Source organism: Planctomycetaceae bacterium (assembly GCA_041398825.1).
Taxonomy (GTDB): domain Bacteria; phylum Planctomycetota; class Planctomycetia; order Planctomycetales; family Planctomycetaceae; genus F1-80-MAGs062.
In genome coordinates, this window is record JAWKTX010000008.1 from 272,953 (window position 1) to 287,711 (window position 14,759).

General features: G+C 54.2%; 15 protein-coding genes. 7 read left to right on the forward strand and 8 right to left on the reverse strand.

From position 1 onward, the window contains the following. Positions 1–37 precede the first annotated feature (37 nt). The 5 genes from R3C20_15990 (at position 38) to R3C20_16010 (ending at position 4,833) form a co-directional block, all read left to right on the forward strand. Complete coding sequence (locus R3C20_15990; GenBank protein ID MEZ6042004.1) at positions 38–583, forward strand: heme NO-binding domain-containing protein; 546 nt, start codon at positions 38–40, stop codon at positions 581–583. Further along, positions 580–1,671: an ATP-binding protein gene (locus tag R3C20_15995; GenBank protein MEZ6042005.1), complete on the forward strand. Its 1,092-nt coding sequence runs from the start codon at positions 580–582 to the stop codon at positions 1,669–1,671. The genes R3C20_15990 and R3C20_15995 overlap by 4 nt, the downstream gene beginning before the upstream one ends. After that, positions 1,661–2,632, forward strand: coding sequence for an ATP-binding protein (locus tag R3C20_16000; GenBank protein ID MEZ6042006.1), 972 nt, complete (start codon positions 1,661–1,663; stop codon positions 2,630–2,632). The genes R3C20_15995 and R3C20_16000 overlap by 11 nt, the downstream gene beginning before the upstream one ends. A 30-nt stretch (positions 2,633–2,662) precedes the next feature. Further along, positions 2,663–3,460 carry a response regulator gene (locus tag R3C20_16005; GenBank protein MEZ6042007.1) on the forward strand — a complete coding sequence of 266 codons (798 nt, stop codon included), beginning with the start codon at positions 2,663–2,665 and terminating at the stop codon, positions 3,458–3,460. Positions 3,461–3,549: 89 nt separating this feature from the next. Next, positions 3,550–4,833 (forward strand): HD domain-containing phosphohydrolase, encoded by a 1,284-nt coding sequence (locus R3C20_16010; GenBank protein ID MEZ6042008.1) that lies wholly within the window; start codon positions 3,550–3,552, stop codon positions 4,831–4,833. A 68-nt stretch (positions 4,834–4,901) separates the two neighbouring features. Here R3C20_16010 and R3C20_16015 read toward each other — a convergent pair whose 3' ends face one another. The 7 genes from R3C20_16015 to R3C20_16045 form a co-directional block, all read right to left on the reverse strand. Beyond that, positions 4,902–5,297, reverse strand: a complete 396-nt coding sequence (locus R3C20_16015; GenBank protein MEZ6042009.1) for a YraN family protein — start codon at positions 5,295–5,297, stop codon at positions 4,902–4,904. A gap of 201 nt (positions 5,298–5,498) precedes the next feature. After that, positions 5,499–5,885 carry a 50S ribosomal protein L19 gene (rplS, locus tag R3C20_16020; GenBank protein ID MEZ6042010.1) on the reverse strand — a complete coding sequence of 129 codons (387 nt, stop codon included), beginning with the start codon at positions 5,883–5,885 and terminating at the stop codon, positions 5,499–5,501. 33 nt (positions 5,886–5,918) lie between these two features. Then, on the reverse strand, positions 5,919–6,614 hold the full coding sequence (gene trmD, locus R3C20_16025) for a tRNA (guanosine(37)-N1)-methyltransferase TrmD (GenBank protein MEZ6042011.1): 696 nt from the start codon (positions 6,612–6,614) through the stop codon (positions 5,919–5,921). A gap of 11 nt (positions 6,615–6,625) precedes the next feature. Continuing rightward, positions 6,626–6,991, reverse strand: a complete 366-nt coding sequence (gene rpsP / locus R3C20_16030; GenBank protein MEZ6042012.1) for a 30S ribosomal protein S16 — start codon at positions 6,989–6,991, stop codon at positions 6,626–6,628. 110 nt (positions 6,992–7,101) lie between these two features. After that, positions 7,102–8,586 carry a signal recognition particle protein gene (gene ffh / locus R3C20_16035; protein MEZ6042013.1) on the reverse strand — a complete coding sequence of 495 codons (1,485 nt, stop codon included), beginning with the start codon at positions 8,584–8,586 and terminating at the stop codon, positions 7,102–7,104. A 392-nt stretch (positions 8,587–8,978) separates the two neighbouring features. Continuing rightward, positions 8,979–10,292: a hypothetical protein gene (locus tag R3C20_16040; GenBank protein MEZ6042014.1), complete on the reverse strand. Its 1,314-nt coding sequence runs from the start codon at positions 10,290–10,292 to the stop codon at positions 8,979–8,981. A 134-nt stretch (positions 10,293–10,426) separates the two neighbouring features. After that, positions 10,427–10,978, reverse strand: coding sequence for a DUF3365 domain-containing protein (locus R3C20_16045; protein ID MEZ6042015.1), 552 nt, complete (start codon positions 10,976–10,978; stop codon positions 10,427–10,429). Positions 10,979–11,116: 138 nt separating this feature from the next. Here R3C20_16045 and R3C20_16050 point away from each other — a divergent pair, with 138 nt between their 5' ends. Both R3C20_16050 and R3C20_16055 read left to right on the forward strand, forming a co-directional pair. After that, entirely contained in the window at positions 11,117–11,539 is a 423-nt protein-coding gene (locus R3C20_16050; protein ID MEZ6042016.1) for an Rrf2 family transcriptional regulator, read from the forward strand. A 424-nt stretch (positions 11,540–11,963) separates the two neighbouring features. Then, a complete protein-coding gene (locus R3C20_16055) occupies positions 11,964–14,393 on the forward strand; it encodes an ATP-binding protein (protein MEZ6042017.1) in 2,430 nt (809 codons plus the stop codon). Between the two features lie 34 nt (positions 14,394–14,427). On the opposite strand, the gene R3C20_16060 is transcribed toward R3C20_16055, so the two are convergent. Further along, positions 14,428–14,640, reverse strand: coding sequence for a hypothetical protein (locus tag R3C20_16060; protein MEZ6042018.1), 213 nt, complete (start codon positions 14,638–14,640; stop codon positions 14,428–14,430). Positions 14,641–14,759 lie beyond the last annotated feature (119 nt).

Sequence of the window (14,759 nt, forward strand, 5' to 3'; positions counted from 1 at the left end):
ACCGTAAGCCGTTGACCGCGCACAGGAGAATCCGGCGATGAAGGGGATTGTATTCACACTGTTAAATGAGCTCGTTGAAAAGCAATTCGGTCTGGCGATGTGGGACGCTGTGCTGATGGATTCTGGTGAGTCCGGTATCTATACGGCGGCCGCCTCTTATCCTGATCAGTCCATTCTGAATCTGGTGATGTCACTTTCTGCCAGGTCAGGACTGCCGCCCGATGACCTGATTCGCGCGTTCGGAACTTACATGGTCTCCGGATTTGCAGAACAGTATCCGGACTTCTTCCCTCCCGGTATATCTGCCAAAGAACTTCTGATGTCCGTTCAGGGGATTATCCACGTAGAAGTGAAGAAGCTCTTTCCCGATGCGATCCTTCCACAGTTCGAATATGAGGATACATCGCCGACGACGCTCACCATGAAGTATCGTTCTCCACGCTCCCTCTGCGTGCTGGCAGAGGGACTGATTGATGGGACGGGCACTTTCTTTGGTGAGAAGATCAGCCGCGAGCATTCTCAATGCGTCAAAAGAGGTGATCGGTTCTGCCAGTTTGACCTGACATTTGGAGGGCGAACATGAACGAAGCACAGCCCCTGCCAGATGCAGGCTGCAATTCGAAGGACGTGATTGACCTGGACACCATCGATCCAGCGGTCATTAATTCGGACGTCATTATGCGTTCACTGAATCGTGAACGTCAGGCACGAAAACAGGCGGAACGCCTGCTGGAGGACAGATCCCGCGAACTCTACACGGCCAGGCAGGAGATTGAACAACAGTACCAGTCGCTCATGCTGACGCAGAGCCAGCTTGTTCATGCCGAAAAGATGGCATCGATTGGTCAACTTGCGGCGGGCATCGCACACGAGATCAACAATCCCATTGGCTTTGTCACAAGTAACCTGCAGACACTGCAGGACTATTCGCGCGTGTTCCTTGAGCTACTGAACCTTTACCAGCAGCTCGACAACGCCTGTGCCACAACTGACGCAGGCGAAATCGTTCGCCTCCGACAGGCAATTGCCGATCTGAGGGACCGGGAAGATCCCGATTACATCATGGATGATCTTGGTTCCCTGCTGGATGAGTCTCAGGATGGGCTGAAGCGTGTGCGTGAGATTGTCCAGAATCTGAAGAGCTTCGTACATCTCGGTGACACAGAGGAACAGTTTGCGGATCTGAACGAGAACATCGAAGCGACGCTGAAGGTCGTCTGGAACGAGCTCAAGTACAAGTGTCGTGTCGAAAAGCAGCTGGCCAGTATCCCTCGAATTCGCTGCTTCGCCAGTGAACTCAATCAGGTATTCATGAACCTGCTGGTCAATGCCGCTCAGGCGATTGAAGATCAGGGAGTCATAACTATCAGCACCGAGAGCACAGATCAGGAAGTCATTGTGAGAATCAGTGATACCGGGTGTGGTATTTCGGAAGACGTGCGCAGGAAACTGTTTACTCCGTTCTTTACCACAAAACCTGTGGGCAAAGGTACGGGGCTGGGACTGTCTATTTCCTGGGGGATTGTGAAGAAACATCGCGGAACCATCGAAGTGGACAGCGAGCCTGGTCAGGGGACGACATTTTCAATTCGTCTTCCCATGTCTGAACCTCAGTCCGGTGGAAATGATTCAGAGAGTCGATGCGTCACGGGAGTTGCTGATGACAACTGAAGCCACTATTTCTCCCAGTGCTGTTCAGCTGGCAGAAAAAGAACGCAGCGCCAGACTCAGAGCCGAACGATACCTGGAAGGAAAATCGCTCGCGCTGAACATGGCGAAGGAAGAACTGCGCGAACAGCACGAAGCGCTGAAACAAGCCCAGTCTGCTCTGCTTCATTCCGAAAAGATGGCTTCTATTGGTCAGCTAGCCGCCGGGGTCGCTCACGAAATCAACAACCCGATCGGGTTTGTGACGAGCAATCTTTGCACCCTGACTGAGTACGTAAGCGTCTTCAAAGACTTACTGAACCACTATCGTCAGCTCGAAGATGCAGTAGACAGTGGTAATCTTGACGCGGCACGGGAACTGCTGCCTTCTATTCAGGGCATTCGCGAAACTGAAGACCTTGGCTACATCTCCGATGATGCCGGCGACCTGTTGAACGAAAGTAAAGACGGTCTGGAACGCGTTGCTGAAATTGTGAGAAACCTGAAGAGCTTCGTTCGACTTGGGGAAAGCGGAGAACAGACCGCCGACATCCACGAGGGTCTGGAATCAACACTGAAGATCGTGTGGAACGAATTGAAGTACAAGTGTGAAGTCCGGAAGCAGTTCGGTGACGTACCGAGGATCCTGTGCTATGCCAGTGAACTCAATCAGGTCTTCATGAATCTGTTCACCAATGCTGCACAGGCCATCACAGAAAAGGGCACGATTCTGATTGAGACCTTTACTGAAGGAGACGAGGTCGTCGTTCAGATCAGTGACGATGGTTGTGGAATTCCCGAGGAGAACGTGGGGCAGTTGTTCAATCCGTTTTTCACGACCAAGCCTGTCGGCAGTGGTACAGGATTAGGGCTGTCGGTCTCGTGGGGCATCATTCAGAAACACAATGGAACAATCGAAGTCCAAAGCAAGGTGGGCCTGGGGACTACGTTTACGATCAGGTTGCCCATTCGACGGGCCACCTGAATTTCTTTGGCATGTTCGAGGAAGTCAACGATGGAACAGAAAACGATTCTTTGTGTTGACGATGAACCCGGCATTCTTTCGGCGTTGAAAAGACTGCTGCGTCGTGAGCCCTATCGCCTTTTGACTGCGAGCAGTGGTGAGGAGGCGCTGCAGGTATTTGCCAGTGAAAAGATCCATTTGATTGTTTCCGATCATCGCATGCCCGGCATGACGGGGACCGAACTACTTTCAGAGATTCAGAAGATCAGCCCGGAAACCGTCCGTGTGGTGCTGTCGGGTTATGCAGATGCAGCCGCGATTGTCGAAGCGATTAACCGCGGACATATTTTTCGTTTTCTGGGCAAGCCGTGGAGTGATGAAGAACTGAAAGCGAACATCCGCGCCTGTCTGGAGCAGTATGACCTGATCGCCCATAACAGATCACTGACGCACGAGCTTGCAGAGCGTAATGAGCAGCTTCGGCGACTCTCTGAGCAGCAGCAGAGTCTGATCGAAGAAAGAACCCGGTCCCTGCAGATGGCGCAGGAAGTCGTTCAGGCTCTGCCCATGCCAATTATCGGTGTCAGCGTTGACGGGCTCATTGCCCTTGTGAATTCAGAAGCCAACAGCCTGTTGAATTTCCCGATGGGAACGTCGGTGCAGGAAGCGTTTCCGGAGAATCTGGCCACGGCAGTGTCAGAATCTGTTCGCCTTGGGTCGAGCCGAAAAGTTTATGTTCGCACCGAAGTCTCCGGACAATCAGTTCAGGCATCCGTCGTTCCACTCATGCATGGTCACGACGTCCGGGGGAGTCTTGTGCTGATGGAATTGTGTCCCTGCACAGTGTGAAGAATTCTAAAAACGGCACGGAACGCGCGATGGTGATCAGACAGCGGGACGAATTCCTTCCGCATGGCATTTCTTGAGGAACCAGAGCCATGAACACGCCCGTCATTTTGTTTGTCGACGATGAGCAAGGCGTCATTAATGCCTGCCAGCGTGCACTTCGAAAAAGTGGATTTGAACTGCTCCTGACGACCTCAACGGATGAAGCGCTGGAACTGGCAAGGACACGGGAGCTGACTGTTGTTGTTTCCGACCAGCGAATGCCAGGCATGGAAGGAACCGAATTGCTGGAACAGATCCGAAAGATTCAGCCGGATACCGTTCGGATGATTCTGACAGGGTACGCTGATATTACGGCTACGGTGGATGCGATCAATCGCGGAGAAGTTTTCCGCTTCCTTGCCAAGCCATGGGATGACGCTCAATTGGTCGCCGTTCTGAATCGGGCGGTCGATCAGTACAACCTGGTGATGGAAAATCGCCGGCTGAATGCTTTAACGAAATCACAGAATGACGAACTGAAGCTGCTGAACAATGAACTGGAAATCCGGGTGCTGGAACGCACTCAACAAGTCACGGACCTGAGTTCGCGACTGCGAGCCATGTTGAATGGATCGCTGAAAGTCTTTGCCCAGCTGATGGATGTCACCAGTTCCTCGATGGGCAATCACTCCCGCCGCGTCGCTGAAATGTCGATGCTGATTGCGGAAGAACTTTCATTGCCGGACGAAATGCTTCGCCAGATTGAAGCGGGCTCTTTGCTACATGATATTGGCAAGTTGATGCTGCCGGATGCCCTCCTGAAGAAGGATCCATTGCATCTGACCGCTGATGAGCGTTCGATGCTGCAGCAACATGTCCTGCGCGGCGAATCGATACTGCAGGCGATTCCGTTCTTCAATGATGCTGCCTTGTTTGTGCGGCATCATCATGAACGCATGAACGGCACCGGATATCCAGACCGGCTTCAGGGCGATGAAATACCACTTGGTGCCAGAATTATCGCGGTCGCCGATGCGTGGGATAAACATCAGAACGATAAGAAGGCCTATTCCAGCAGAACCTCTTCCGACGTTCTCAGGATGTTGAGAGACCGTGCGGGTGATCAATTCGATCCCGGCGTCGTCGACGCACTGGAGCGGAGCCTGGAACGTAACCGGAAAGCGGCCCATCAGCTCGACAGCGTGGTCGAAGTCTACGCCGATGCACTCAGGCCCGGCATGGTCCTGGCCACCGCAATCAAGACGGACGCCGGAGCCATGCTGATGCCCGCCGAGACACAACTGACCCCGGAGAACATCTCACGCCTTCGAAGATTTTATGCACACACCATGCACGGGTTTCAGGTCTATCGGACGGCAGCAGAACTGGTATAAAAACCTCACGAGGGCCGGACACCGCAGGCGTCAGCCAGGGCATCTCGCAACGGTCCTGGACGCCCGTGTCAGCCAAAGAACTGGCCGTTTCCGTCGGCTTCGAACGCATTCCTGAAGTGCTGAATCTCCGGCTGCTTGTTCTCTTCTGACCAGACGATTGAGATGACATCAAAGCGGGCCGCGTGGTCCAGACGTCGTTTTGCCTTCAGCCAGCCCAGAGCGGCCCGTGTGATTCGCCGCTGCTTCTCGCGATCAACAGCCTCAAATGGCTGACCATGACTTTGTGTTGATCGAGTCTTCACTTCAACGAAGACGATGCACGCACCGTCCATGGCAATGATGTCGATTTCACCGAACGTGTTGCGATGCTGCCGCTCGAGGATTCGATATCCCTGCTTCTTCAGAAACCGCACTGCGGCATTCTCGCCTTTGTCTCCCAGCAGGATTTGGAACAGTCTCTTCATTCCATCGATCCGGCAACAAAAAAACGGCATTCTGTGGAACCCCGGTTCCAGAATGCCGTTCAGTGGATAGCATCAACGACTCAGCGAACCAGGGTTCGCGGTCATTTGCAGCACCAAAGCGAGCGAACCACGCGGTACGCAGACAGCGGTCTTGAAAACGCTGTCGTCGGCACCGTTGCGAGTGGCCCGTCCGTCAGATGCTTATTTGCCACCTTCGCCTACCTGAACTTCCCAGGGTTTTGCACGGCGTTCTTTGAGGCGGGTTGCTTTGCCGGTTCGTTCACGCAGGTAGTAGAGCTTCGCGCGGCGAACCCGAGCGTGTCGCTTCACTTCAACGGCGGCAACCTTGGGTGAGTGGACAGGGAAGGTGCGTTCAACACCTTCCCCCTGAACGACGCGGCGAACGGTAAACATCTCGCCTGTTCCCTGGCCGCGGCGTGCAATGACAACGCCACTGAAAATCTGGATGCGTTCTTTGTTGCCTTCCAGAATTCGAGTGTGGACGTCAACAGTGTCGCCAATCGTGAATTTCAGTGGGTCTTCACGCAGGCTCGACTGCTCTGCAATATCAAGTAGTTTGTGTCGCATGATTCGGGATTCCCTGTCAAATCTCTCTGAGTATCAAATTTCGTCTGTCTTCTTCAGCAGATCGCTGCGTCGTTCGGACGTGCGAATCCGGCTTTGTTCGTCCTGCCATCGTTCGATGGCTTTATGATCACCGCTCAACAGCACCTCAGGTACCACCATCCCTCGAAATTCTCTGGGTCGGGTGAACTGAGGATGTTCGAGCATCCCTGATTTACTAAACGAGTCATATCGACTGCTGGTTTCGTCTCCCAGAACGTCGGGAATCAGCCGAATGACTGTGTCGATGATCAGCATCGCAGGCACTTCTCCGCCGTTGCAGATAAAGTCACCCACCGATACTTCGGTTGGCTGCAGCCCCTCTCGAATTCGATCGTCGAATCCTTCATAGCGGCCACAAAGCAGGATCAGTCGTTCCTCTGTTGCCAGTTCTTCAACCAGCCCCTGATCCAGCTTTCTTCCCTGAGGCGTCATCATGAGAAGTCTGCCGGGTTTTGGTGTCTCGGCCTGAACCGCTTCGACACAATCAAACACCGGCTGACACATGATCAACATCCCAGGGCCGCCCCCGAAAGGCTTATCGTCGATTTGCCTTCGTTTGCCGGGAGCATAGTCTCTGAAATTGTGAAGCCTGACATCCACAAGACCGCGTTCGATTGCCAGTTTCAGAATGCTCTGTCCGAGGTAACCCTCAAACATCTCCGGAAACAATGTCAGAACGTCAAATCTCATCGAACGCCTGATTACTCAGCGGCAGTTTCTGCTGGCTCAGCAGACTCTGCTGATTCGGCCGATGCTGCCGGAGCTTCTTCTTTGACCTTTGGTGCCTGCATTGGTGGAGGCGATGCCGCGCTGCCGAACCTGTTGGTGCGGACCTTGCGAATCAGTGCATTCACTTTTTCGCTTGGCTGAGCGCCAACAGAGAGCCAGTAGTCGACACGTTCCATTTTCAGGGAGACGCGTTTTGACTTGTCGGCAACCATGGGATCGTAGAAACCGACCTCTTCGATTGCTTTGCCGTCACGCTGAACTCGTGAATCCATGATGCAGATACGGAAGAATGGACGGTGTTTGCGTCCCATCTTCTTCATTCGAATACGAACAGCCATTTCAACTCCTGAACGAACAAAACTTGCCTCAGCCAGCAGGAACGCGGTCTTTTAACGGACTGAGGCTCCTGTAAACCAGTCGGTGATCCAATAAACTGAAGAGCATCCCGCTATTTTCGGTTCCGCTTCTTCTGCTTTTTCGCTTCTTTTCGTTGTTTCTTCTTCTTTTCTCTGAGTACGTCGCGATTGACCTGCGGCGGCTTCGCAACCCGAATCCCCCGCGGATCCATATCGCCTCCGGGATTCATGAAACCGCCGCCAGCCAGCTGCTGAACGGCCTTCATGCGATCTCGTGCTCCCAGATTCGACATATCCTGCATCATGCGGGCCATGCCGTTAAAGTCCTTCAGCAGCTTGTTGACATCTGCTGGCTGAACCCCGCTACCCCGGGCGATGCGATTGCGTCGACTGCGATCGATCAGATCGGCATTCGAACGCTCCGCCGGGGTCATGGCGTTTATGATACCTTCGATTCGCCTTAAGTCGTCCTCGGGATTCATATCCCCCATCATGTCGACCAGTTTTCCCATTCCGGGAACCATCTTCATGATGTCACGCATGGAGCCCAGCTTCTTGATTTGCCGCATTTGCTTGCGGAAATCATCCAGCGTGAACTTGCCCTGCTGCATTTTCTGCTGCTGCAGCAGCATCTCTTCTTCGTCGAATTCCTGCTGGGCTTTTTCGAACAGCGACACGATGTCGCCCATGCCCAGAATTCGGCCCGCCATTCGATCGGGATGGAAATCCTCCAGCCGATCCAGCTGCTCGCCCACACCGATAAATTTGATCGGTACGCCGGTTACAGCTTTGATGCTCAACGCGGCCCCGCCGCGCGAATCACCATCCAGCTTGGTCAGGATCGCTCCGTCGAGCTCCAAAGCCTCGTTGAACGCTTTGGCACTGTTGACCGCGTCCTGGCCAGTCATCGCGTCGCAGACCAGCAGAGCCTGATCCGGGGCGACACTGTTGTCGATTTGCTGGAGCTCCTTCATCAGGGAGCTGTCAACGTGCAAACGACCGGCAGTGTCCAGAATGACGACCTTCGCGCCGACCTTCCTGGCCTCTGCAACTCCGTTGCGACAAACCTGGACCGGATTGCTCCTGCCCGGATCTTCGGAATAAACCGGACACCCAACCTGCTGGCCGATGACTTTCAGCTGCTCAATAGCTGCGGGGCGCTGCAGGTCTGCCGCGACCAGCAGGGGAGAATATCCCGCCTCTTTCAGGCGTCGAGCCAGCTTTCCGCAGGTTGTCGTTTTTCCGGATCCCTGCAGACCACACATCATGATCACGCTGATTCCGTCCCGTTTGACGGCCAGCGTGTGATCGACAGGCCCCATCAGGTTGATCAGTTCCTGATGAACAATCCCAACGATCTGCTCTTCGGGACGCAGCGACTTCAGAACCTTCTCGCCAATCGCCTGAGCGGTGACGCGTTTTACGAAATCCTGCGTGACGTCATATGCAACATCAGCCTCAAGCAGGGCTTGTCGAACCTGCTTCATACCATCATGGATATTGGACTCGGTGATCTTTCCGGTTCCCCGGAAAGCCGAGAAGGCCTTACCCAGACTTTGAGTGATGTTTTCGAACACGAATTCAATCGCCCCGTTTCGGGGCCTCTCAAAAACGCACGGACTGCAGACGACGACACTGAATCTTCGGCCCGTAATTGTTATCGCAACTTGTTTTGCGACAACGTGTTACATGAAATGCAGCGGCCGGGGACCACAGTGCTGGAACCCGCGCGCAGAAAGAGCCGAAAAAATCGAAACGCGGATCATATCGTCGTCGTATGTCGCTGACAAGCCGTTCGTTTGCGGAGAATCAGAAAGGAAGAAGCTTCCGGAAACTGCCGCGGGCTGACCGTCCGTTGAAACATCCGGACGGGCTCACGCAGGATGACTGTAAACCGTCGTGTTTTGGTGTCTCCTGCGCGAGCCAGTCCCGTTTTTCAACAGGCGGCCAATTTCAACAGCGTGCTAAGCTAAGGAGTGAGATTCTCTGTGTTCAGCCCTGGCTGGCGGGAGCGAAATTCCGGGCATGTGTCGATCAGGATCTCTCGAATGGCTTGCCGATCTTCCGGCGAAAGATGTGAAAATGCCGGAGAAACGTCACGGCTATCCAGGATTTCATCAAGGCGCGACCAGATTCGATTCCTGACGCCCGGAGGCAAATTGGTGAATCCATCCGAATAGATGAGAAAGCTACAGGGGTAACGAAAAAGACGCGTCTTCAGGTCGAACTGTCTCAGGCTTCGATTCTGGGAGTCAAACGGTCCTCGGGACTGAAAATCCTCCACAAAGCTCGTCGTCCCCTTCACCGTATCCTGAAGCGGCCACTCATTACTGAAGAGCAGACCCTTCAGGACTTTTTCTGCCGCAGACGAGTATCGTCGTTCAGTCGATTCCGATTCGTGGTCCTCCGGCCTTCCCAGTGCTTTGTTCATGATGATTGCATCGCGGGCGGTGATCAGACCGGAATGGTTGGCCGCTGTGAGCACATTGTGAAACGTCGTCTGATGCTGCAAAACCATCAGGGCGACGATATCACTGTGGTCAGACAGATACGGTTTCGTGTTCACCAGGTCGGAAAGCCGTGTGATGTTGGCACCTGATTCCCGATCAAAGTCTTCCACTTCGCCGTCCTGGTCCATCACGACATTTCCCATGTGGCTCATCGAGCCATGGGTTCCGGTGACATACCATCCGCCCCAGCGGTTTTCGAATGGACTTGTGTCGTCATTCAGGAAGGTCCCCAGTCGGTACACCGGTAATCCGCCGGCATCCGAATAGACAGATCGGACCATGTGCCCAGGTGTTCGCCTCGTATGTGTGCTGCCATGACACTGAAGGCAATGAGCAGTTTCTCGTTCGATGCGCGGGCGATCACCGGGTGTCTGTTCGAGCGTATAGAAGGTGCCGCCAAGTCGAGCGTCTGCTGCGGAGAGCTCCACGACTCCCCCGCGCTGCACCCATCCGACATAGACGTCATCGTTGAAATAGATGGCACGCGGGGTTCGCGGGGTGATCCGGCTGACCTGAAGGCTGGTTTTCGAGAACACCAGGACCTGAGACGAAACCGGTACCTGAAGTTCTTTCAGCACGGACTTCAGGTACCCATGATCGTCGTCCCAGTTCAGCCGGGTTTCTCCGCTATCCAGCCTTTCCAGTAGTCTGGCCACAGGGTCCGTGGCCTGAGACGTACTGTAATTGATCGGCTCCTGCTCGTAGTCCAGCTGAGCCACCGCATTCTGAATGAGGCAAACACAAACGATCGTGGACCGCAGGACCGTTTTCATTCTGAGGGCTCCAGCAGAGACGGATTCAATCGGGCGATTCAGTTTTCCGGGACAGTGTTCTTTCCAGTTCTGGCGTTCGATTTCGCGTCAGAATTTCCAGCTTGAAATGAACGCCAGTGTCCCCGATGACCAGACTATTCGAGCACAGGGACTTTGTAAGAAATAGCGCCAATGGCCTGATTCTTCGGAACAGTCCTGTAGTTCTCATGGCACATGATGCACTTATCCATCACCACAGGAACGGTTGTCGCAGCCAGCAGGAAGGATTTCCCATCTTCTGTGACCACTTCGTCATAGGATGCCTTGCCGGACAGTATTTCTTTGACAGCTCGTTTCTCAAAGCCGTCCTGCGGTAGATTTTCGTCGTTGTAAGGATGGCCGCTGGCATCAATCAGCCGTGCTTCGTGCCAGCCTTTTTCCTTCATCGCACCAAACAGGGCTTTGGCGGCAACCGCTGCGGCGATGGAATCTTCGTCTTCGACATAATGCTGGGTGATCAGGACGACGCTCGTTTTGTAGACGTCATCCAGGAGGCGAACTTCGCGACGAGCTCGCTCCACTGCCGCTGGTGACGGCTTTGCGGCTGCGGGACCTGCAAGCGCAGTTCCGCCGGATCGCTCGCCGGAAACAGCCAGGGTCACAACAATTCCCGCCAAAAGCACGAATGAGAGGGCGATTTTTTTCATTGAGCAATTTCCTTCACGGAGTCCGGGTTCTAATATCCGATAGCCACACCTAAAAACTGGAGAGGAATATCCTGTTACGAGACTACATTCGAAAAAACAGGATGTCAACATCCTGTTTCATCCTGAGAAAGCGAATGAATGTTCTCCCAAACAGTGGAATACGCTCTGCGCGCGGTCGTTCATCTGGCAATGCACTCCCCGAAACCCCAGAAAACGGCGGATATTGCGGACGCGACGAAAGTCCCGAGTGCTTACCTTTCCAAGGTGTTGCAGGGTTTGAGAGAGAAGGAAATCGTGATTCTTCAGCGGGGAATTGGCGGAGGTGTCTCACTGGCACGCGATCCGGCGGAACTGACGATTCTGGATGTGGTCAACGCTGTTGATCCCATCGAGCGAATTCATACCTGCCCCCTGGATCTGCCGGGGCACGGTGTTCGTCTTTGTGCACTGCATCAACGAATGGATAACGCACTGGCATCGATGGAATGTGCGTTCCAGCAAACAACTCTGAAGGAGCTGCTGGCGGATCCCAATCCCAGTGTTCCGCTCTGCCGCGACTAAACGAATTCCGCATGAATGGTTCCCTGCGGCCTTGATCGCAGGCAGTCTCGCACGCGATTGATCGCGGTTGTAGAACGGCGGCGAATTGACAAGACTCCACATCACAGTTCGCGGCGAGGTGCCGGATCTGGTGATACAGGACGTCGTTTGTGGCCCTGTTCACGAGCGTTCTTCGTTCACGAGCGTTCTTCGGACGTTCTGCGGATGAAAGTGTGGGCCAGGCGGTTTCTGACCGTTGCACTTTCACCCCTGCGACGGGAACGCCATCGCGTTCGCAGGATTGCCTTCTGATTATCGTGGCCGAATACAGTATCGTGGCCGAATACAGTGCCGAATACAGTATCGTGGCCGAACACAGTCCGCTTAATGGCCGAATTCGGGTAAGGCACGCCCGGTCTTCTCTGGTATCTGGAACAAGTAAATCATGACGGATTACGAAAAGCTGGGACAGTTTTACCTCGGCAAGACTCATGATCTGAAGACTGGTGTCACGTCACCGGATGATCTAGTGATGTATGACGCAAAGGATTTGACGACGCACGCAGTCTGCGTCGGCATGACCGGAAGCGGAAAGACGGGGCTTTGTCTTTCGCTGCTGGAGGAAGCCGCGATCGATGGCATCCCGGCAATTTGCATTGATCCGAAGGGGGATCTCGGCAATCTGATGCTGACATTTCCCAACCTTGCCCCACAGGACTTCGCTCCCTGGGTCGACCCGGTCGAAGCAACCCGACAGGGGCTCACGGTACCTGAAATGGCCCGGAAGACGGCTGAACTCTGGAAGCGTGGATTGGGGGAATGGGGACAGTCGGGTGAACGGATTCAGCGATTTCGTGAAGCCGCGGAAGTTGCCATCTACACGCCGGCCAGCACGGCTGGACGACCTCTGACCGTGCTCAAATCGTTTGCTGCTCCCAATGCTCAGGTACGGGAGAACTCCGAAGCCTTCCGCGACAATATCCTGTCGGCAGTTTCGGGATTGCTGGCGCTGATGCAGATTGACGGCGACCCCATCAGCAGTCGCGAGCACATCCTGCTGTCGACGATTCTGGATTTTTACTGGCGAGAGGGACAGGATGTCGACATGGCGACACTGATCCGATCGATCCAGGCGCCGCCTTTCCAAAAGGTTGGGTTTCTGGATCTCGAGTCGTTCTATCCCTCAGGCGATCGATTCAAGCTGGCCATGTCGCTGAACAGTTTGCTGGCCTCGCCCAGTTTTGCGGCGTGGATGGAAGGGGAGTCTCTGGATATCCAGAACCTTCTCTATACCGCCGAAGGTAAGCCACGTCTGGCCATTATTTCCATCGCACATTTAACAGATTCAGAACGAATGTTCTTCGTAACCATACTGTTGAATGAAATGATTTCGTGGATGCGAAGTCAGCCGGGGACCAGCAGTCTGCGCGCACTGCTGTATATGGATGAAGTTTTTGGCTACTTCCCGCCGACCGCCAATCCACCTTCCAAACGACCGATGCTGACGCTGCTGAAGCAGGCCCGCGCGTATGGCCTCGGCTGTGTACTGGCGACGCAGAACCCGGTGGATCTGGACTACAAAGGCCTTTCGAACTGTGGTACCTGGTTTTTGGGCCGTCTTCAGACAGAGCGAGACAAGATGCGCGTTCTGGAAGGACTCGAAGGTGCAGCCGCTTCGACGGGTTCGGAATTTGACCGCGCCAGTATGGAGCAGACGCTTGCGGCTCTTGGCAGTCGGGTGTTCCTGATGAACAATGTCCACGAAAGCGGGCATGTCATCTTTCGCACGCGATGGGCACTGTCGTACCTGCGTGGACCCATCACTCGGGATCAGATCGAAATACTGATGGCACCGCTGAAGGCCGGCGATTCGTCTTCCGGCGGTTCGTCCGCATTTGCGGCTCCGGCGACTGAGCTTGCTAACGACGATGCTCGCCCGGTGCTGCCTCCTGAGATTCCGGAATACTTTATGCCGATCCGCCGATCGGTGGAGAAAGTTGTCTACCGCCCGGCGTTGCTGGGACAGGCACGCGTGCACTATGTCGATTCGAAGACGGACATCGATCAGTGGGACGAAGTCACTTTGTTGCGACTGGCCGGCGATGGCGTTGACAGGGATGCGTGGAGTGAAGCAGAAGAATGGGACGAAGCAGAACTGCCCGAACTGACGGCCCTGCCGGATGAACCGGACGCAGCGTTCCGTGATCTTCCTTCCGAACTCATGCAGAAGAAGTCGTACAGTGCCTGGGAAACGTCGCTGAAAAATCATCTGTTCCGAAATCAGAAGCTGATGATCAACGTATGCCCGATTCTGAAAGAAGCGTCACGTCCGGGTGAAAGCGAATCCGATTTCCGAATTCGGCTCCGTCATGCCGCTCGAGAACAGCGTGACCTGCTGGTTGAGAAACTTCGGGCAAAATACGCATCCCGGTTTCGCACCATCGAAGATCAGATTCGACGAGCAGAACAGAAAATCGAAACAGAAAAATCGCAGAGCTCCCAGAAGAAACTCTCAACGGTGGTTTCGATCGGCAGCAGCGTCCTGGGCGCGTTGTTTGGTCGCAAACTGACCTCCTCAACAAACATGACCCGCGCGGGGTCGGCGATTCGTTCGGCTTCGTCGCTTGCCAAAGAGGCTGAGGATATTCGTCATGCGGAAGAGGCGTACGAGGCGGTGGTTCGTAAACGCGAAGAACTTTCCGCTCAGGTTGAATCCGAGGCTCAGGCCATTCAGGATCAGTTCGATCCTGACTTAATGGAGTTTCAGCACGCGGAAATCACACCCCGCAAATCAGACATGTCGATCATGCGTGTTGTCCTTGTCTGGCTTCCCTACGGCGTCACGCGCACCGGGGAAACTGAACGCATTTTCTGATGTTCCATCAAGTCTGATTGATGCCGGTGTTAGCTTAGCTGTCCGTTGAAACACCGGACAGGCAGGCAGGACGACTGGAAACCATCGTGTTTTGAGTTCTCTCGCTGGAGCCAGTCCCGTATTTCATCAGGCTGTTAAACGACGACCGCAGTTCAAATCGCTTCATTTCGACAGGTTTGTTGATTTTGTTTGAACGATTGCGGCTGTGGTTGACCTGAATAGCGGGTGTTTCTGTTTGCGTATGCATCAGCACCGGTGAATGCGCAAGTGGTTGACTGCGGTTCAATCGGATAACCTGCTTTACGAAGTGAAGAACGGGTCAGGTACGTCGTACATGAACGTCGTGCATTGATAGCGTGAAATCAA